Source organism: Sphingomonas sinipercae (genome assembly GCF_011302055.1).
GTDB classification, from domain to species: domain Bacteria; phylum Pseudomonadota; class Alphaproteobacteria; order Sphingomonadales; family Sphingomonadaceae; genus Sphingomicrobium; species Sphingomicrobium sinipercae.
In genome coordinates this window covers 1672378-1689759 of the sequence record NZ_CP049871.1, presented here as the reverse complement: position 1 = coordinate 1689759, position 17382 = coordinate 1672378, and the positions used below count along the sequence as shown (strand labels likewise).

Here is a 17382-nt window from a genome sequence, read left to right as displayed (position 1 = left end):
CGCCGCCGCCCTATTGCGACGGGCGTGCCAATACAAAGGGCAATGTCGTGAAAATCGCGGTGGTCGCACCGAGCAACCGTCTCAGCGAGGAGGCGGCGGAACAGGTTCAGGCGATCGCTGCCGCGCGCGGCGATTGCGACCTGTTCATCCATCCGCAGTGCTTCCTGTCGGCGGGCCATTTCGCCGGCACCGACGCGCAGCGCCTCGCCTCTTTGCGTGAAGTGATGGCCGACCCTGCGGTCGACGCGGTGTGGTTCGCCCGGGGCGGTTACGGATCCAACCGGATTTCCGAGGCGGCGGTGCGCGACCTTCCGCAGGCCGCCCGCCAAAAGACGTTCATGGGCTATAGCGACACCGGCTTCCTGCTGGCTGCCTTGCACAAGGCGGGCCTGGAGGCGGCGCACGGGCCGATGCCGCAAGATATCCGGCGCGCCGGGGGCGAGGCGGCAATCGGGCGCGCGCTGGACTGGTTGACGCATCGCTCCCCCGAAAGCCTGGAGCCGGCGCTTCAGCAGCCGGCGATGGCGTTTAACCTGACCGTCCTGTCGAAGCTGTTGGGCACGGTCCTCGAACCGGATTTCGCGGGCGTCGAATTGCTGATCGAGGAAGTCAGCGAGCATCACTATAAAATCGACCGGCTGATGTTCCACGTCACGTCCAGCGCTAACCTGCGCAAGGTCGCCCGGATCCGCTTGGGGCGCGCCTCCGACATCCCCCCCAACGACACGGATTTCGGCGAAGACGAGCAGGCGATCGTCGCGCAATGGTGCGACCGGGCGGGCATTCCATTGGGGGTGCCGGCGGACATCGGCCACGATGCCGGAAACAAGGTCGTTCCGTTCGGCCCGCCGAACACCTGATTCAGGTTATATTCCGGCATTGCAAAGGGCCGGGCTTTGCGCTCTATCTCTCTAAGCACAACAGGAGGGCTCTATGGCAGACAGTAAAGGCGGGACTGGCAAGAAGGCAGGCGGCGGACTCGCACGTCCGGTACAGCCTTCGGCGGACCTCGCGGCGATCGTTGGTAACGACCCGCTTCCGCGTAGCCAGGTCGTTTCCAAGATGTGGGATCACATCCGCAAGAACAACCTTCAAAACCCGCAGAACAAACGAGAAATCGTTGCTGACGACAAGCTGAAGAAGGTCTTCGGCGGCAAGGACCGGGTCAGCATGTTCGAGATGAACAAGCATCTTTCGAACCATCTGAAATAAGCTCTAGACCCACTGGAGCGAAGCAGGGATCCGCGGGCGACCGCGGATCCCTTTTTCTTGTCAGCGGCGCGACTCGGCTGCGGCAGCGGTAGCTAGCCCCGCCAAAGGCCGTCCATTTTTTCGCGCACCACGGGGTAACCGATCCCTTCGGGAATGGTGATGAACCGTTCGCCATCGGACGTTTCCACCCATGGGGAAATTGGCGTCACCTGATGCCGCTCGGCGTCCCGCTGGATGTCATCGAAGCTGGAATGTTGCGCCAGCCGCTCAAGGTTTCGTCGCGTCGGGAAGATCATTTGCGACTCACCCGCATCCGCCCGTTTGATCGCTTCCTGGGCGGTGAGCCAAAAGGCGCCGCTGCACTCGCCCGGCACGACATTCGGCGGCCAGTCGCCGTCCGGCGCACGCGCGACGTAGAACATCGTGTCGAAACGACGGGTGGCGTGGAATTTGGGCACCCAGCGCGCAAAGGGCACCAAAAGGTCGGGGTCGATCTGCAGCGCATGTTCCTGCAGCAGCTCGGCAAAAGGCCGATCGGCGATCAGCTCCCGCTGTAACAGCAGCGCCTGGGCTTTGGTTGGAAGCGGGGACAAGCCGATCGGAATCGCGGTTTCTTCCAGCGTTTCGCGAAGCGCCGCGGTGCGGGCGCCGCCGTCCGACTGAGCCGCCGACTGGCCGACCAGCCGATCTTCGGCATCGATTCTTCCGCCCGGAAACACCAAGGCCCCTGCCGCGAAGGCCATGCCTTGGGCGCGTTCGACCATCAGCAACTCCGGCGGGCCTATCGGGCGGTCGCGAACGACGACCAGGGTCGCGGCGGGAATTGCGGGCGTCTCGTCCATGATGGCGGCGCTATGCCAACCAACCGCAAAGAAAAAGGCCGCCGCTTCGGTGAAGCGACGGCCCGTTGACAATCGACCGGGAATTACATTCCCTGGATATTCTCATCCGCTTCGGTTTCCGGCCCCACCGCATTGTCGTTGATCGCGGCATCGGCTTCCTGGTTGAGCTCCGCAGCCTGGTTCTCCAGCTGCTGGGCCTCGGCTGCGATGTTTGCAGCCTGGTCGGACAATGCGTTCAAATCTTCGCTGGGCGGGACCGCATCGGTCTGCACGTTGTCGCCCAATTGGTCCTGATTGCCGCGATCGCAACCGGCAAGCGCGATCATCGCGGCACCGGCAATGGCCAGGTTGAACTTTTTCATTTCACTCCCCGCGTGTCGAAAGTTGGTCCCGCTGTCCTAGCAGCAGTCGAAGCCTGATTTCCAGCGCCGGAAACACCGCATTTTCTTGTATTTTTGCGCGGAAACGCCTATTTCAAGGGCGTCGGGGCAACCCGACTACGCCGGTAGAGTGTTAGGTGGAATAGGCATTTCGGACCCGGGGGGCAGTACCCCGGCGCCTCCACCACCAGCCGCGGTTCGCGCCGCTGCTGATGGGGGCGAAATAGGATCGACGAGTGCAATAAAGGTCTGGCTGCCGGTCGGTATGAGTCCACCGCAAAGGCTCATTCACACAAGTGCCAACGATAACGAGGCTCTTGCTATTGCTGCGTAACAACGTCCTCACGGACTGAGTTACAAAGACAAAAGCGCGGTTGGACCCCGCCGGGCAACAGAAGGGGAATCCAGCGGTTTGGAGGGCGCCGGGCAACAGAAGCCCCTCCACTTTTCCTATTTGCGCAGACGAAGCTCGTCGCGAATTTCCGCGAGCAGCTCAATCTCCGTCGGTCCGGCTGCGGCAGCCGGCTCGCGCCGCATCAACCGCTCGGCCCAGCGCACGATCAGGAAGACGATGAAGGCCAGGATCAGGAAATTGACGACCACGGTCAGGAACTGGCCCCATCCAAGCACGGGTGCGCCGGCTTTCTTGAGCGCCGCGTAATCGGTCAGGCTGCCGGCATAACCGTCCGGCACCGGGCCGAGCATGACGAAGTGGCTGGAGAAATCGAGGCCGCCGAACAGGGCGCCGATTATCGGCATGATGATGTCTTCCGTCAGGCTTCCGGCAATCGTCGCGAAGGCGGCGCCGATGATCACGGCAACGGCAAGGTCAAGGACGTTGCCCCGTGCGATAAAGTCCCGAAATCCCCTCAGCATCGCTGCCTCCCCCGCTCGCTTCCAGGCCGGAACTTATCCCAGCGGTAGCCAATTGTAAGCCGCGACCGCGATCATTACCTTTGCGATACCAACGAGGGGACCTTTCGATGACCGTATTGCGCCGTTTTGGGCTGCTTGCACCGCTTGCCGCATTCTCGCTCGCCGGTTGCGGCATCAACAGCATTCCGACCGCCGAGGAGCAGGTGAACGCAGAATTCGCCAACCTCCAGGCCGAATATCAGCGCCGCAACGACGTCATCGGCAACCTCGTCGAAACGGTGAAGGGCGCAGCTGGCAGCGAAGAGAAGATCCTGACTCAGGTGACCGAAGCAAGGAGCCGCGCGACGTCGGCGACGCTGACTCCGGCGCAGCTGAGCGATCCGGCGGCGGTGAAGCGGTTCAACGATGCGCAGGCCAGCCTTTCGGGCGCGCGCAGCCTGCTAGGCACCGTCATCATGGAACGCTATCCGCAGCTCCAGAGCCAGCAGCGCTTCGGCGACCTGATGGTCGCGCTGGAAGGGACCGAGAACCGAATCCGCACCCAGCGCCGCGATTACAACGAAGCGGTGCGCCAGTATAACACGCGCATCCGCACCTTCCCCGACGCGATCGGCGCCAAAATCTTCTACGGCGCCAAGCCGAAAGTGCCGTTCGAGGCCGAGGCCGGCGCGCAGGATGCGCCGAAGGTCGATTTCAACACGGGCGGCTGACATCCGTCATCGCGAGGAGCGCAGCGGCTTGGCAATCCGAGGATCAGTATGGGATGGCCTTGCCGCGTTCGCATTGACGCTGGCGCTGCTGTTCGCCGCGCCGGCCGCGGCGCAAAATTTTCCGGCGAAACCGACGACTGCGGTGCTCGACGAGGCCAACCTGCTCTCGCCGCAGCAGGAGGCTGAGCTGAACGCGAAGGCAAATGCGCTACTCGCGCAGAGTCAGCGCGCTGTCGTAATTGTGACCGTGCGCAGCCTGGATGGGCTGGAGATCGAAGATTATGCCACTCGGCTCTTCCGGGCATGGGGGATCGGAAACAAGGAACGGGACGACGGCGTGCTCCTCCTTGTGGCACCGAACGAGCGGAAGGTGCGCATCGAGACGGGCTACGGCGCGGAAGGCTTCCTGCCGGACATCCTCAACGGGCGCATCATCCGTGGCACCATTCTGCCGCGGTTCCGCGCGAATGACATGGCCGGGGGCATCGTTGCTGGCGCGGACGAGGTCATCCGCCAGATGTCACTTTCGCCAGCCAAGGCACAGCAGACTATTACCCAAGCGCAGCAGCAGGAGCTTGAGGAGCAGCGGAAGGCTCAACAGGCCGATGTCGGCGGTGCTGGGCTCATTCCCGTCCTCATCATCATGTTCATCTTCTTTTCGATCATCGGGTCGCTGAGCCGGCGGGCGCGCGGGCAGCGGTATCGCTCGCGTCGCGGTGGTATCAGTCCCTGGGTGGTGCTCTGGGGTCTGAATGAGCTGAGCCGCGGATCCAGTCGCCACGGCGGCCGGGGCGGAGGCTTCGGCGGGGGCGGCTTCGGTGGTGGTTTCGGCGGCGGGGGCGGCTTTGGCGGGTTTGGCGGCGGTTCGTCGGGCGGTGGCGGCGCGAGCGGAAGTTGGTGATGCAGGGACTGACCGCAGACGACCACGCGAAGGTCAGCGCCGCGATCGCGCAGGCCGAAGCGCAGAGCAACGGCGAGATTGTCGCCGTCGCCACGCCGATCAGCGATTCCTATCACGACGTGGCGCTTCACTGGGCGGCGCTGGTGCTTTTCGCGGTGCTTGCCTGGGCGGCGATTTGGCCCGCCTCGCTGGTTTGGTGGAGCGACTTGCTGCTCGGTTCGTGGCGCCCAGAGCCAAGCCTTCGCGAGCTGCTGACGATCCTGCTGGTGCTCGCCCTGCTGAAGTTCACCGCGGTGCTGGTGGTCTTGAAATATCTGCCGCTGAGGCTGGTGCTGACTCCGCGGGCGACAAAATCGCGGCGGGTCCGGCGCCGCGCCATTGCGGTGTTCAAAGCCGCCGCCGAGCGCCGCACCGTCGGCCGCACCGGTATCCTCATCTACCTGTCTATGGCCGAGCGCCGAGCCGAGATCGTTGCCGACGAAGCGATCCTTCAGGTGACGACGCCGGAAACGTGGGGTGAAGCAATGGCTGCGTTGATCGAGCAGGTAAAGGCGGGCCGTCCCGGCGATGGCATTGTTGCTGCGATCAGCGAAGTCGGTGCAGTGCTTGCCCAGCACTTCCCCCGATCCACCGATGACACCAACGAGATACCCGACAAGCTCATCGAACTATGACTCACGACGTCGACGCGCCGCTGGAGACCGAATGGGCGGGAAAATATATCAGCGTGCAACGGCGCGGCCGTTGGGAGTTCGTGTCGCGCACCGGCAGCACCGATGCCGTCGTCGTCCTCGCCGAGCATGACGACAAGGTCATCTTGATCGAGCAATACCGGGTGCCGGTCGGCCGGCGCTGCCTCGAGCTTCCCGCCGGGCTGGTTGGCGATGAAGAGGCGGACGCGACGGTCGAGAGCACGGCGGTCAAGGAGCTGGAAGAAGAAACCGGCTTCACCGCCGAGCGGATCGAGTTGCTCGGCCAGTTCCAAAGTTCGCCGGGCATGGTCGCCGAGCATTTCACGCTGGTGCGCGCGCACGGCGTTTCCCGCTGCGGCGAGGGCGGGGGCAACGAGCATGAAGATATCGAGGTGCACCTCGTCGCGCGCGAGGACATTGGGGATTTCATCAGGAAACGCCGGACAGCCGGCGTGGCCGTCGACGTAAAGCTGCTGCTGTTTCTCAACTTCTGAGCGGCTCCAGCGCAGGTTCATCCGGTTTGCGACAGGAAATGCCGATGAAATTGAGCAGACGAGAGCTGGTAGGTGGCGGCGCGGTGGCAATTGTCGCGACGTCCGCGCCTGCCATTGCGGCAGGGATAGTCGTCACACCGGAGCAGTTCGGCGCCCGCGGCGACGGCCGAACCAACGACAGCGCGGCGTTCGCTCGGATGGCGTCGTTCGTCAATCGCCAAGGCGGCGGCGAGGTTCGGCTGCGCAAGACGACATATCTCGTCGGCGGGCACGTCCCCGGTGGCCGAGCAGGCTACGCTTTCGCGCCCGCTGCGGTGATGCAATTCGCCCGCTGCAGTCGCCCGCTAACAATCCGCGGGAACGGTGCGCGCCTTCGCTGTGCCCCGGGGTTGCGGTTCGGCACGTTCAGCCCCGCCGGACGACCGACCAGGCACCCGATGCCCTATTTGAAAGGCGGGGAACTCGCTTCCCCTTACGAGGCGATGATCCTCGTCGAACGCTGCACGGGTCCCGTCGAAATCAGCGACCTCGAACTCGACGGCAATCTCGCGGCGCTCCAGGTCGGTGGGCAATATGGTGATACCGGCTGGCAGATCCCGGCGAGCGGGATCAAGCTATCCGACAATCGTGGAGCCGAGCGCATCGCCCGCGTCTACGTGCACCATCACCCGCTCGACGGCATCATGCTGGACGGTGACCCGGCGCGACTGGGGAGCGGCCTGATCGAGGACGTTCGCAGCGAATATAATGGGCGCCAAGGGTGCAGCGTCGTTGGCGGTCGCGGCTATGTGTTTGTGCGCTGCAAGTTCAATCACACCGGTAAGGCTGGGATAGCGAGCGCGCCGGGCGCGGGGGTCGATATCGAGGCTGAAGGCGGCAAGACGGTGCGCAACCTGCGCTTCGCGGACTGCGAATTCGTCAACAACAAGGGTGTCGGCATGGTGGCTGACAGCGGTCGGTCCGAGGGCGCGGTGTTTGAGCGCTGCCGCTTCATCGGCACCACCAGCTATGCGGTGTGGCCGAGGAAGCCGAGTTTTCGATTTTCCAACTGCGCCTTCGTCGGCTCGATCGTGCACGCATGGGGCGACGCCGACCCGCAGCGCGCAGCACAGTTCCACGACTGCACCTTTCACGACGATCCGGCGCTCAGTCCGACCGGGGTGGTTTATAATCCGGGTGGATCGTCGACGATCGCCGACCTGCCGGGCAATCCCAATGTATTGTTCAATCGCTGTCGGTTCGAGCTGACCGACCGCGCAGTGCTGCCCTACACCACCAATGTAGTCACCTTCGCCGATTGCACGATGTCACAAACCTCGCCCAAGCAAAGCTACCCGCGGGGGCGGTTCGTCGGCCGAAACGTAATCGATGGGAATGTGGGGCTCTACAGCGCGCGCATTCTGGGCGAGCTGGTCGTCAACGGGCAGGTGCAGCGGCGGACCGGCTAACCCGACTGCGGGCCGAAACAAAACATCCGTTCGCAATCTTTCCCGGCCCTGACATAATGGGCACAAGCAAAGATCATCGATCAGGAGAAGTCATGGAACCCGGAACCGTCCAGCGCGCCTATGAACTCGCGCCGGAGTGCCAGAGCCTTGAGGAGCTTCGTGCGAAGCTGCGCCGGGAAGGGCATTCGTCGGTCGACGAGCATCTTGGCAGCGGGTCGCTTCGTGCCGACCTGAAGTCGAAGTTCAAGAAGCGGGCAGGCCCGGCGAAAGAGGAGCCGGCAGTGGACTAGGGCGCGAAACGGTGAGACCTATTCGGCCAGGCCGGCGGCGCGTGCTTTGTCGGCGGCGAGGGTGGCGCGGAATTGATCGGTACGGCGAACGCGCTCGGCCATCTGCTCCCACGCATCGGCGGCGCGCAAACAGCGGTCGCGGACGTTATCCAGCTTCGCTTCTTCGGCTTCGCTTCGAGCCTGCGCAGCGCGGCTTTCGTAGGTTTGCAGATCGTTCAACGCACTCTCCTTGAATGAGTCCGGCCGGAAGCTTTCGCCCCCGGCCGGAAAAACAGGGTCGCTGTTAGGCTGCCTGAATGTTGACGGCGGCCATCTTGCCGCGACGGTCTTCCTCAAGATCGTAGCTGATGCGCTGATCCTGCTGCAGCGTGCGCAGGCCGGCACGTTCCACGGCCGAGATGTGGACGAAGGCGTCGTTGCCGCCGTCTTCCGGAGCGATGAAGCCGTAGCCCTTGGTTTCGTTGAAAAACTTAACGGTGCCGATTGGCATAGTTCATTCCTTTGCAGTGTCGCGGTCCAGCGTGGACCGCCTTGCGCTAGGAGTAGCGAAGCAGAAGGAATGCGGAGCCGCAAAGCGCCAGAAGACCATCAGTTGCGACTAGTAGCAGCGCTTACATAGGGGACTTTGGCGACGAATGTAAGCCCACGACTGAGCCGCCGGAATGGAGCAGACGCCACGGCGGCGGAAGCAAGTCGGTCGACATGAAATAATAGAAGTTACACCGCCCCTCGGGCTGGTCCTTCGACGCCGGCAGGCGATTGGCGCCCTTCATTATCCCGACGGCGATGGTTCCAACGAAGACGGGCCCGCCGCTGTCGCCGGGCCGACACGCCCCGCCGGCGACGGTGACCCACATCGGCGTGCATGGGCCGCCGCACAGCGCGCCGGGGGGCGCATAATCGGTCAATTGCACCTCGCCGCAGCTGTATCCCGACGTCTCGCCCCAATGGCAGACGAAATCGCCGGCGCGGATTTCGGCAAGGTTGCGCCAGCTTTCGAGCGGACGAAGCGCACCGGCGCGGCGGTCGGAATAGAATCGTGGTGCGAGCGGTTCGGGCGAAAGGTTGATCTGCACGTCGTGATAGCCAAGCCCCCATTGGCCTAGGAACGGCAACGGGTGCAGCGCCCCCGCCGAGTCGCGGTACGCCATCTCGTCCGGGCAGTGCGCGGCGGTGGCAATCGCGTCGCGCTGACCGTCGGTCACGGCAAAGCCGGCGGTGCAAAGGCCGCGCTTGCCGTTGGGAAGCGGTCCTTCCAGCCTACCGCCGCCTTCCGCGCGCAGATTGGTTTCGGGGATATCGTTGATCTCGACCCGTACCGGCACTCCGCCAAGTTGCTGCGCGTAATGCTGGATGGCGACAACGCCGAACGTCTGCGCATCGGCGCGGCGGATCAGCAGGACAATTTCACCCGTGCGCTGGTCGTAGCCGGCACCTCGCGCTCCCGGCAGCTCGCGGCGCAGGTCGATCAGGTGGCGGCGAAGCGCCCACAGCGCCTGGTCGCGAGTCGCTCGGGCACCAGTGCGGAACGTAATCGGGACGCCTTCCGCGCTACGGTCGGCGACACGCTCGCTGCCAGTAAGCAGAACGACAATCTGGTATTCCGGCGAATGCTCGATAGCGATGCCGGCGAGGCGCGCGGCGAATTCCCGGGCGATTGCTTCCGTCGCCGGGACGGTCCGTTGCTGGGCGCGGAGCCGGCGCAGCGCTTCTTCGGCGTTGATCTGGTGCTGGAGCGCATATTGATTGGCGTCCTGCTGCAAGGCCTCGGTCCGGGAAAGCGGCGTGACGGAAGGCTGGGTGGCCGACAGGGACAGGGCTGCAAGAAGCCAGAACATCGTCGCCATTTGTGCGCTTTTGCCGATGAACGCGACCCTGCGGGTGCGATTGTGCAGGGCGGCTGGCAGCGAACCGCCAGGCCGTAGTATGGACGGTCATGGCCACTATGTTGCGATCCGTCGATTCGAAGCCAGACCCGCTCGACGATCACAGCTTGCCGGGCTGGCTTTATTTCGATCCGGAATTCTTTGAGGCGGAGCAGCGCAACTTCCTGCGCGCCGCGCCCCAGGTCGTCTGCCACGCCAACGAAATCGCGCAGCACGGCGAGTGGCGCAGCCTGGAATATCTTGGCGAAAGCGTGATCGTCATCCGCGGCGACGATGGAACGGTCCGGGCATTCGCCAACGTCTGCCGCCATCGCGGATCGCGCCTGGTGGACGGTGAAGGCGGCTGCGCGAAAGTGCTGACCTGCCCCTATCACGCGTGGAGCTACGCCCGTGACGGGCGGCTGGTGGGAGTGCCGCACCGGAACGAATATCCGGGGCTCGTCACCAGCGAGCTCGGGCTAATCCCGCTGGCGCTGGAGAGTTGGCACGGCTTCCTGTTCGTGACCCTGGAACCGGGCGCGCCGTCCGTTGCCGAGATGATGGCGCCCTATGAAGCGGAAGTTGCGCCCTACCGCTTCGAGGAATTGGGCGCGATTGGGCGAGTGACCCTGCGCGAGCGGCCGCTCAACTGGAAAACCATCGCCGACAATTATTCGGATCATCTCCACATCGCCGTCGGTCACCCCGGCCTGACGCGCCTGTTCGGCCGCAATTACCGGATCGGGGCCAAGGACCATGTCGACCGCATGGAGGGCGACCTAGTCGATCAACCCTCCGCCAACCCGTCGGAGCGATCCTATCAGCAGCTGCTCCCGGAGGCCGAGCACCTGCCGGCATCGCACCGGCGCAAATGGTTATATTACAAGCTGTTCCCGAACGTCGCTTTCGACATCTATCCGGACCAGGTCGACTTCATGCAATTCCTGCCGGTGAGCCCGACCAAGACGGTGATCCGGGAAATCAGCTATGCGCTGCCCGACGCGCGGCGCGAGATGAAAGCGGCGCGCTACCTCAACTGGCGGATCAACCGGCGGGTGAACGCGGAGGATACCGAGCTGATCGCCCGGGTCCAGTTGGGCATGCAGTCGGCGAGTTATTCTCCCGGGCCGCTGGGGACGAGCGAGGTTTGCCTGCGCAGCTTTGCCCGCAAGCTCAGGCGGCTGGTGCCTCAGGCGCGGCTGGCGGAACCGCCGCCGCCGGGCTGGTCCAGAACCGCCGGCTGAACCAGCGCACCGGCAGGCCGGCGGCGGCGAGCGCAAAGCCCCAGAGGGTCGCTTCCAGGCCAGCGCCGACGAACATCGCGACCGAGTAGGCCAGCGCGATCACGGCGATGAACGCCCAGCGTCCCGTCACTCGCAGCTTGAGCGCCGCGGCGGCGCAAACCGCGTAAAGGATCAGCGCGGCGACCGTCGAGACCAAGGTGATGAAGATGTAAACGGTGACGAAGTTCTTCGACGAGCTGGCAAGGACGAGCATGGCTGCGATGCCGGCCGACACGAGCAAGGATCCCGTCGGCGCACCGAACCGGTTGGCGCGACGGAACACCGGCGGCAGGTCGTTGGCCCGGGCAATCGTCCGCCCGACCTCCGCCGCGAATAGCAGCAGCGCGTTGCAGGTGCCGAAGGCGCTGATCGCCGCGATGATTGCAACCACCGCGCCGGCGCCGCCGCCAAGGATCGGAGCGATGGCGTCGGCAAACGGCGCGCTGCTGTTGGCGGCCGCCGCGCTCGACAGGAGCATCAGGGCGCAGACGGTGGCGAGTAGATAGATGATGGCGGTGAAGCCGGTGCCGCCGATAGTCGCGACGGGCACCGTTTCCGTCGAATCGCGCGTCACCGTGGCGGTCACGGCGGCGGCTTCGAAGCCGGTCAGTGAGAACAGCATCAGCGCTCCGGCGGCCGCGACGAGTGCGGTGCTGATCGGAACGGGAGCAAGGGGCTCGACCGCGCCGTCACCGCCGACGCGGGCGATCACCAGCACGACGACGGCGATTAGTGGCACGATCTTGATCAAGGTCGCGACGACCTGCAGCCAGCCGGCAGAACGCGCGCCGCCAAGGTTCACCAACGTCAGCACGGCGATGCTTGCAAGCGCGGTGGCGATCAGCCCGGGACCGGACGCCACCCCCGGAAAGACGTGGCCGAGCGCGCCCGCGACCGCGACGGATACGGCGGCGACGCCGGTCCATTGCGATACGACGTAGCTCCACAAGGTGACGAACGCCGTGGTCTCCCCGAACGCTTCGGTGACGTAAGCGAACGGGCCGCCGGGAATCTTCGCGGCCAACCGGGCGAGGGCGAAAGCCAGGCACATGGTGCCCGCGCCAGTAAGTGCGAACGCCCAGACCAGGTTGGGACCGTATGGCGCAAGCGTGGTCGGCAGCAGGTAGATTCCGGAGCCGATCATCGTGCCGACGACCATCGCCGCGCTCATCCATTTGCCGAGCATTCGTGAACGGGGTTCAGGCGGGATGGCGAGCGCTTGCGTGACGGGTTCCATCCGGTGGACTTCGCACTCGCCGGCGGGGTTGGCAATCGGGCGCGCCCATCCTAGTCGCGGCGCCATCAATCAGGGGACGAGCATGCGAGCTTTCATCTTTCCGGGGCAAGGCAGCCAAGCGGTCGGGATGGGCGCCGCGCTTGCCGAGGCAAGCCGAGCGGCGCGCGATGTGTTCGGCGAGGTTGACGAGGCGCTCGGCCAAAGCCTGTCGCGGCTGATGCGCGACGGCCCGGAAGACGAACTCAAGCTGACCGAGAATGCGCAACCTGCGATCATGGCGCACTCGCTCGCAGTGTTCAGTGCGCTGACGAAGGAGGGCGGGGTCGATCTCCGCAAGGCCGCGAATTTCGTCGCCGGCCATTCGCTCGGGGAATATTCCGCCTTGTGTGCGGCGGGTGGGTTCGGCCTGGCGACGACCGCAAAGCTGCTGAAGCTTCGTGGGCAGGCGATGCAGCAAGCGGTTCCGGTCGGTTTAGGCGCGATGTGCGCTCTGCTCGGCGCCGACCTGGCGCTGGCCAAGACGATCGCCGATGCGGCTGCCCAGGGCGAAGTCTGCGCAGTCGCCAACGACAATGACCCGAGCCAGGTGGTGCTGTCCGGGCACAAGGGCGCGATTGACCGGGCCATCGGACTGGCGAAGGAGATGGGCGCCAAGCGGGCCGTGCCGCTGCCGGTGTCAGCGCCGTTCCATTGCCCGCTGATGCAGCCCGCGGCCGAGGCGATGCGCGACGCGCTGAGCTATGAAGTGCTCGAAGCGCCGTCGGTGCTTCTGTTCGCTAACGTGACCGCAGCGGCCGAGGACGATCCCGACGCGATCCGCAACCTGCTGGTCGAACAGGTGACCGGCATGGTGCGCTGGCGCGAAAGCGTCGCGAACATGGTGGAAAGCGGCGTCGAAGAGTTCATCGAGCTTGGCGGAAAGGTGCTTGGCCCGATGGTCAAGCGCATCGCGCCCGACGCGAAGGTGACGAGCGTGGTGACGATCGACGATATCGAGGCGCTGGCGAAAGAAATTGCCTAAACCGTCACCCTGAACTCGTTTCAGGGTCCATTTCGTTGAAACGCGGTGAAGGCAGGAAAGTGGATGCTGAAACAAGTTCAGCATGACGGGAGTGTGGAATGTTCGACCTTTCGGGAATGACTGCGCTGGTCACTGGCGCTTCGGGCGGGCTCGGCTCGTCGATCGCCAAGGCGCTGAGCGCGCAGGGTGCGCGGCTCGCGGTGTCGGGCAGCAATGTCGAGAAGCTTGAGAGCTTCCGCTCCGGCTTGGGCGGCGATCATGTCGCCTTGCCGTGCAACCTGTCGGACGCCGCGGCGGTCGATCAGCTCGTCCCCCAGGCTGTCGAGGCGCTTGGCGGCAAGATCGACATCCTCATCAACAACGCCGGCGTGACCCGCGACAATCTTTTGATGCGCATGAAGGATGAGGAATTTTCTGACGTCATCCGAATCAACCTGGAAGCGGCGTTCCGGCTGATTCGAGCTGCTGCAAAGCCGATGATGAAGGCGCGGTTCGGCCGGATCGTCTCGATTACCTCTGTGGTAGGAGTCACCGGTAATCCGGGCCAGGCCAATTACGTCGCCTCGAAAGCCGGGCTGATCGGCCTGACCAAATCGGTCGCGCAGGAGCTGGCGAGCCGGGGCATCACCGCCAACTGTGTCGCGCCCGGGTTCATGACGTCGGCGATGACCGATGCGCTGAACGACCAGCAGCGCGAGGCCATCCTGGCCAAGATCCCGCTCGGCGCGATGGGTTCAGGCGACGATATCGGCGCCGCTTGCGTCTTCCTTGCCAGCCGCGAAGCTGGTTACGTCACTGGGCAAACGCTGCACGTGAATGGCGGGATGGCGATGCTCTGAGGAGTGATCGTCGCAGCGAGATTCCAAGCACCAACAAGGCGGTGATCAGGCCCAGTGGGACCGTCGTCGCTGCGGCGATGCCGCGGGCGGCGAGCGGCGCAATCCAGATCAGCGCCATCAACGTCCGGTCCCAGCGGAGGAAGCCATGCTTCTCCCCGTCGCGCCAAAGGAAAGCCAGCCCGACCCCAAGCACGACGAAGTCGTAATCGAGGACATAGGGCGTGGCAACCAGCGCCGCGGCAGTGACTGCGGCGTTGCGAAGGTCGCGGTTGTCGCGCACGGCAAGGATGACGACGGCCGCCAGCGCTGCCGCGGTGAGAATCGCCTGGACGCCATAAGCAGCGGCGGTGGTCCCGCCCCACGCCTTGATGGCGGCGAACGGACTCATGATCTTTTCCCAGCCCGTGCTCCCCTGCTCGATGACGACCGTGCGGGTGAGCGGGAGGCTGTCGAGGAATGCCTGCCACACCGGCCAGCCCCAAAGTGCCAGCGTCAGGACGACGAGCAGGGATGCGGAAGTGACCGCGCCCCCGGTCGCGCGCCAGTTGCGCGTGACGATGAGCAGCGGGGGGATGATGAGCGCAAGCTGCGGCTTGTAGATCAGGCAACCGAGCAGCAGGCCCGCCACGAACGGCTTGCGTTCGAGCAATAGCAGGCCGCCGCCGAGCAGAAGGCCGGTCAAAAAGCCGTTGTGGCCATGAGTGACGCAAATAAGGGTGACTGGCGCGGCGAGGCTGAGCAGCAGGGTTTCCCGCCGCGGCACCATCCGCTTGAGCAGCAAGGCCAGGGGGACAAGCGTTGCCGCCTGCCACACGAACAGCGCCGGAATGTAGGGCAGGTTGGCCAGCGCGGCCGCGATCAGCAGGAACGGCGGCGGGTAATGCCAGCCGTAGAGCGGCACGTCACGGCTGTGGTGAAACTGCTGTTGCACTGCAAAGTGCTTGGGCCAAGACCAGACGTCGGCGGCACGGCCGTCGAGCACCATCGTGCCCGCCGTCCAGACCTGCGAAAAGTCCGTGCCGAGCGGGCGGCCCATCGCATCGAGGGTGCCGTGCGCAAAGGCGAATAGCCACAGCAAGGAGACAATCGAGGCGATGCCTGCGACGAGCGCGACCCGTCGCACTCTTGCCGCGGTCAGCCAGGAGCCGGTTGCAAGCGCTTCCATCCGGGCAGCTTTGGCGCGGATATGGTTAACAAATCCGTTGCCCGCGCAGGCTTGCCGGAACCTTGTCGCTGCGCTTGCCGCACCTATATCGCCAGCGAAACACGAATGTGGCCGCCTCTGGGGAGAGGATGGCCGAGGGGCATGAGAGGGAAGATATGGCGAAAGTAATCGGTATCGATCTTGGCACTACCAACAGCTGCGTCGCAGTCATGGAAGGCGGCAAGCCGAAGGTTATCGAGAACAGCGAAGGCGCGCGGACTACGCCGTCCGTCGTTGCGTTCACCAAGGACGGGGAGCGCCTGATCGGCCAGCCGGCCAAGCGCCAGGCGGTGACCAACCCCGATAATACGATTTTCGCGGTGAAGCGCCTCATCGGCCGCCGTTTCGACGACCCGATTACCAAGAAAGACACCGAGCTAGTCCCGTACGAGATCGTCAAGGGCTCGAACGGCGACGCCTGGGTCAAGGCCGGCGGCAAGGATTATTCGCCGTCGCAGGTTTCGGCCTTCATCCTGCAGAAGATGAAGGAAACCGCCGAAGCCTATCTCGGCGAGACCGTTACCCAGGCGGTGATCACCGTTCCCGCTTACTTCAACGACGCGCAGCGCCAGGCGACCAAGGACGCCGGCCAGATCGCGGGGCTTGAAGTGCTTCGCATCATCAATGAGCCGACCGCTGCCGCGCTCGCCTACGGGCTGGAGAAGAACGACGGCAAGACGATCGCCGTTTACGATCTTGGCGGCGGCACCTTCGACGTTTCGATCCTCGAGATCGGCGACGGCGTCTTCGAAGTGAAGTCGACCAACGGCGACACCTTCCTCGGCGGCGAGGATTTCGACGCCAAGATCGTGGATTATCTGGCCGACCGGTTCAAGGCGAAGGAAGGCATCGACCTTCGCACCGACCGTCTTGCCCTGCAGCGTCTGAAGGAAGCTGCGGAAAAGGCGAAGATCGAGCTTTCGAGCGCTTCGTCGACCGAGATCAACCAGCCGTTCATCACCGCCCGCATGGAAGGCGGCGCGACGACCCCGCTTCACCTGGTCGAGACGATCACCCGTGCTGACCTGGAAAAGCTGGTTGGCGACCTGATCGACCGGACGCTCGAGCCGTGCCGCAAGGCGCTCAAGGACGCCGGGATCGATGCCAAGGGCGTCGATGAAGTCGTCCTGGTCGGCGGCATGACCCGCATGCCGCGCGTCCGTGAAGTGGTGAAGGAGTTCTTCGGCAAGGAGCCGCACACCGGCGTCAATCCGGACGAAGTCGTCGCCATGGGCGCGGCGATCCAGGCCGGTGTCCTGCAGGGCGACGTCAAGGACGTGCTGCTTCTGGACGTTACGCCGCTGTCGCTGGGCATCGAGACTCTGGGCGGCGTGTTCACCCGCATGATCGATCGCAACACGACCATCCCGACCAAGCGCAGCCAGGTCTTTTCGACCGCCGACGACAACCAGAATGCGGTCACGATCCGGGTCTTCCAGGGTGAACGCGAAATGGCTGCCGACAACAAGGTGCTCGGCCAGTTCGACCTGGTCGGAATCCCGCCGGCGCCGCGCGGCGTGCCGCAGATCGAAGTCACGTTCGACATCGACGCCAACGGCATCGTCAACGTCAGCGCCAAGGACAAGGGCACCGGCAAGGAGCAGCAGATCCGGATCCAGGCGTCGGGCGGCCTCAACGACAGCGACATCGAAAAGATGGTCAAGGAAGCGGAGCAGTTCGCCGAGGAGGACAAGCAGCGCAAGGCGGTCGCCGAGGCGAAGAATAACGCTGAGAGCCTGATCCACTCGACCGAGCGCCAGCTGGCCGAGCATGGCGACAAGGTCGATGCGTCGGTGAAGTCGGAAATCGAAGCGGCGCTGGCCGAGGCCAAGACCGCAGTCGAGGGCGGCGATGCCGAGCAGATGACCGAAAAGACCAATGCGCTGGCGCAAGCCGCGATGAAGCTTGGCGAAGCGATGTACAAGTCGCAGCAAGCGGAAGCGCAGGATACGGCCGGAGCGGACGCTGGAGCCTCCGAGACGGCTGACGCCGCCGAAGAGGAAGTCGTCGACGCGGAGTTCTCCGAAGTCGACGAGGATCAGAAGGGCTAATGATCAGGAACGTCATCCCGGCGCGAGCCGGGGTGAC

20 protein-coding genes and 1 other RNA gene are annotated in these 17382 nt (G+C 64.6%); 13 read left to right on the top strand and 8 right to left on the bottom strand.

The genetic code is table 11. The features are described from left to right. The first annotated feature begins 47 nt into the window (after positions 1 to 47). Both G7078_RS08820 and G7078_RS08815 read left to right on the top strand, forming a co-directional pair. Positions 48 to 860, top strand: a complete 813-nt coding sequence (locus tag G7078_RS08820; protein ID WP_166095163.1) for an LD-carboxypeptidase — start codon at positions 48 to 50, stop codon at positions 858 to 860. Positions 861 to 933: 73 nt separating this feature from the next. Continuing rightward, positions 934 to 1212: an SWIB/MDM2 domain-containing protein gene (locus tag G7078_RS08815; RefSeq protein ID WP_166095161.1), complete on the top strand. Its 279-nt coding sequence runs from the start codon at positions 934 to 936 to the stop codon at positions 1210 to 1212. Between the two features lie 92 nt (positions 1213 to 1304). Here the strand turns inward: G7078_RS08815 and G7078_RS08810 are convergent, their stop codons facing one another. Further along, positions 1305 to 2054 carry an NUDIX hydrolase gene (locus G7078_RS08810; RefSeq protein ID WP_166095159.1) on the bottom strand — a complete coding sequence of 250 codons (750 nt, stop codon included), beginning with the start codon at positions 2052 to 2054 and terminating at the stop codon, positions 1305 to 1307. Positions 2055 to 2137: 83 nt separating this feature from the next. Continuing rightward, positions 2138 to 2416 (bottom strand): hypothetical protein, encoded by a 279-nt coding sequence (locus tag G7078_RS08805; protein ID WP_166095156.1) that lies wholly within the window; start codon positions 2414 to 2416, stop codon positions 2138 to 2140. Positions 2417 to 2497: 81 nt separating this feature from the next. Between G7078_RS08805 and ssrA the strand changes: the two genes are divergently transcribed. After that, positions 2498 to 2841, top strand: a transfer-messenger RNA (tmRNA) gene (gene ssrA, locus G7078_RS08800). 43 nt (positions 2842 to 2884) lie between these two features. On the opposite strand, the gene mscL is transcribed toward ssrA, so the two are convergent. After that, positions 2885 to 3310 carry a large conductance mechanosensitive channel protein MscL gene (gene mscL, locus G7078_RS08795; protein ID WP_166095154.1) on the bottom strand — a complete coding sequence of 142 codons (426 nt, stop codon included), beginning with the start codon at positions 3308 to 3310 and terminating at the stop codon, positions 2885 to 2887. 107 nt (positions 3311 to 3417) lie between these two features. On the opposite strand from mscL, the gene G7078_RS08790 reads away from it, so the two are divergent. The 6 genes from G7078_RS08790 (at position 3418) to G7078_RS08765 (ending at position 7845) form a co-directional block, all read left to right on the top strand. After that, positions 3418 to 4020, top strand: coding sequence for a LemA family protein (locus tag G7078_RS08790; RefSeq protein WP_166095151.1), 603 nt, complete (start codon positions 3418 to 3420; stop codon positions 4018 to 4020). Positions 4021 to 4093: 73 nt separating this feature from the next. Then, a complete protein-coding gene (locus G7078_RS08785) occupies positions 4094 to 4921 on the top strand; it encodes a TPM domain-containing protein (protein WP_246166335.1) in 828 nt (275 codons plus the stop codon). Continuing rightward, positions 4921 to 5595, top strand: coding sequence for a TPM domain-containing protein (locus G7078_RS08780; RefSeq protein ID WP_166095146.1), 675 nt, complete (start codon positions 4921 to 4923; stop codon positions 5593 to 5595). The genes G7078_RS08785 and G7078_RS08780 overlap by 1 nt, the downstream gene beginning before the upstream one ends. After that, positions 5592 to 6107 (top strand): NUDIX hydrolase, encoded by a 516-nt coding sequence (locus G7078_RS08775; protein ID WP_166095143.1) that lies wholly within the window; start codon positions 5592 to 5594, stop codon positions 6105 to 6107. Before G7078_RS08780 ends, G7078_RS08775 begins: the two co-directional genes overlap by 4 nt. Positions 6108 to 6190: 83 nt before the next feature. Next, positions 6191 to 7555, top strand: coding sequence for a right-handed parallel beta-helix repeat-containing protein (locus tag G7078_RS08770; RefSeq protein WP_166095141.1), 1365 nt, complete (start codon positions 6191 to 6193; stop codon positions 7553 to 7555). Between the two features lie 92 nt (positions 7556 to 7647). Beyond that, entirely contained in the window at positions 7648 to 7845 is a 198-nt protein-coding gene (locus G7078_RS08765; RefSeq protein ID WP_166095139.1) for a hypothetical protein, read from the top strand. 18 nt (positions 7846 to 7863) lie between these two features. Here the strand turns inward: G7078_RS08765 and G7078_RS08760 are convergent, their stop codons facing one another. From G7078_RS08760 to G7078_RS08750, 3 genes are all read right to left on the bottom strand, one after another. Further along, a complete protein-coding gene (locus G7078_RS08760) occupies positions 7864 to 8064 on the bottom strand; it encodes a hypothetical protein (protein WP_246166333.1) in 201 nt (66 codons plus the stop codon). A gap of 64 nt (positions 8065 to 8128) precedes the next feature. Beyond that, positions 8129 to 8335: a cold-shock protein gene (locus G7078_RS08755; RefSeq protein WP_166095136.1), complete on the bottom strand. Its 207-nt coding sequence runs from the start codon at positions 8333 to 8335 to the stop codon at positions 8129 to 8131. A 121-nt stretch (positions 8336 to 8456) separates the two neighbouring features. Beyond that, positions 8457 to 9692 (bottom strand): chymotrypsin family serine protease, encoded by a 1236-nt coding sequence (locus tag G7078_RS08750; RefSeq protein WP_166095134.1) that lies wholly within the window; start codon positions 9690 to 9692, stop codon positions 8457 to 8459. 89 nt (positions 9693 to 9781) lie between these two features. On the opposite strand from G7078_RS08750, the gene G7078_RS08745 reads away from it, so the two are divergent. Continuing rightward, a complete protein-coding gene (locus G7078_RS08745; protein WP_166095132.1) occupies positions 9782 to 10954 on the top strand; it encodes an aromatic ring-hydroxylating oxygenase subunit alpha in 1173 nt (390 codons plus the stop codon). Here G7078_RS08745 and G7078_RS08740 read toward each other — a convergent pair. Next, positions 10884 to 12296, bottom strand: coding sequence for an APC family permease (locus tag G7078_RS08740; protein ID WP_166095130.1), 1413 nt, complete (start codon positions 12294 to 12296; stop codon positions 10884 to 10886). The two genes, G7078_RS08745 and G7078_RS08740, sit on opposite strands and share 71 nt — an antisense overlap. 16 nt (positions 12297 to 12312) lie before the next feature. Here G7078_RS08740 and fabD point away from each other — a divergent pair, with 16 nt between their 5' ends. Then, entirely contained in the window at positions 12313 to 13251 is a 939-nt protein-coding gene (gene fabD / locus G7078_RS08735) for an ACP S-malonyltransferase (RefSeq protein ID WP_166095126.1), read from the top strand. 98 nt (positions 13252 to 13349) lie between these two features. Next, positions 13350 to 14090: a 3-oxoacyl-[acyl-carrier-protein] reductase gene (gene fabG, locus G7078_RS08730; RefSeq protein WP_166095124.1), complete on the top strand. Its 741-nt coding sequence runs from the start codon at positions 13350 to 13352 to the stop codon at positions 14088 to 14090. Here the strand turns inward: fabG and G7078_RS08725 are convergent. Beyond that, positions 14044 to 15255 carry a glycosyltransferase family 87 protein gene (locus G7078_RS08725; RefSeq protein WP_166095122.1) on the bottom strand — a complete coding sequence of 404 codons (1212 nt, stop codon included), beginning with the start codon at positions 15253 to 15255 and terminating at the stop codon, positions 14044 to 14046. The genes fabG and G7078_RS08725 overlap by 47 nt on opposite strands. 155 nt (positions 15256 to 15410) lie before the next feature. On the opposite strand from G7078_RS08725, the gene dnaK reads away from it, so the two are divergent. Then, the gene (gene dnaK / locus G7078_RS08720) at positions 15411 to 17345 is read left to right on the top strand and encodes a molecular chaperone DnaK (RefSeq protein ID WP_166095119.1); all 1935 of its coding nucleotides are present in this window, start codon (positions 15411 to 15413) and stop codon (positions 17343 to 17345) included. Positions 17346 to 17382 lie beyond the last annotated feature (37 nt).

Excerpts from the sequence above, each read along its gene's own strand:
- G7078_RS08740 (WP_166095130.1), bottom strand. The coding sequence starts at position 12,296 with ATGGCGCCGCGACTAGGATGGGCGCGCCCGATTGCCAACCCCGCCGGC.
- G7078_RS08815 (WP_166095161.1), top strand. The coding sequence starts at position 934 with ATGGCAGACAGTAAAGGCGGGACTGGCAAGAAGGCAGGCGGCGGACTC.
- G7078_RS08745 (WP_166095132.1), top strand. The coding sequence starts at position 9,782 with ATGGCCACTATGTTGCGATCCGTCGATTCGAAGCCAGACCCGCTCGAC.
- G7078_RS08775 (WP_166095143.1), top strand. The coding sequence starts at position 5,592 with ATGACTCACGACGTCGACGCGCCGCTGGAGACCGAATGGGCGGGAAAA.
- fabG (WP_166095124.1), top strand. The coding sequence starts at position 13,350 with ATGTTCGACCTTTCGGGAATGACTGCGCTGGTCACTGGCGCTTCGGGC.
- dnaK (WP_166095119.1), top strand. The coding sequence starts at position 15,411 with ATGGCGAAAGTAATCGGTATCGATCTTGGCACTACCAACAGCTGCGTC.
- G7078_RS08810 (WP_166095159.1), bottom strand. The coding sequence starts at position 2,054 with ATGGACGAGACGCCCGCAATTCCCGCCGCGACCCTGGTCGTCGTTCGC.
- G7078_RS08790 (WP_166095151.1), top strand. The coding sequence starts at position 3,418 with ATGACCGTATTGCGCCGTTTTGGGCTGCTTGCACCGCTTGCCGCATTC.
- G7078_RS08755 (WP_166095136.1), bottom strand. The coding sequence starts at position 8,335 with ATGCCAATCGGCACCGTTAAGTTTTTCAACGAAACCAAGGGCTACGGC.
- mscL (WP_166095154.1), bottom strand. The coding sequence starts at position 3,310 with ATGCTGAGGGGATTTCGGGACTTTATCGCACGGGGCAACGTCCTTGAC.
- G7078_RS08805 (WP_166095156.1), bottom strand. The coding sequence starts at position 2,416 with ATGAAAAAGTTCAACCTGGCCATTGCCGGTGCCGCGATGATCGCGCTT.
- G7078_RS08780 (WP_166095146.1), top strand. The coding sequence starts at position 4,921 with ATGCAGGGACTGACCGCAGACGACCACGCGAAGGTCAGCGCCGCGATC.
- G7078_RS08765 (WP_166095139.1), top strand. The coding sequence starts at position 7,648 with ATGGAACCCGGAACCGTCCAGCGCGCCTATGAACTCGCGCCGGAGTGC.
- G7078_RS08725 (WP_166095122.1), bottom strand. The coding sequence starts at position 15,255 with ATGGAAGCGCTTGCAACCGGCTCCTGGCTGACCGCGGCAAGAGTGCGA.
- G7078_RS08750 (WP_166095134.1), bottom strand. The coding sequence starts at position 9,692 with ATGGCGACGATGTTCTGGCTTCTTGCAGCCCTGTCCCTGTCGGCCACC.
- fabD (WP_166095126.1), top strand. The coding sequence starts at position 12,313 with ATGCGAGCTTTCATCTTTCCGGGGCAAGGCAGCCAAGCGGTCGGGATG.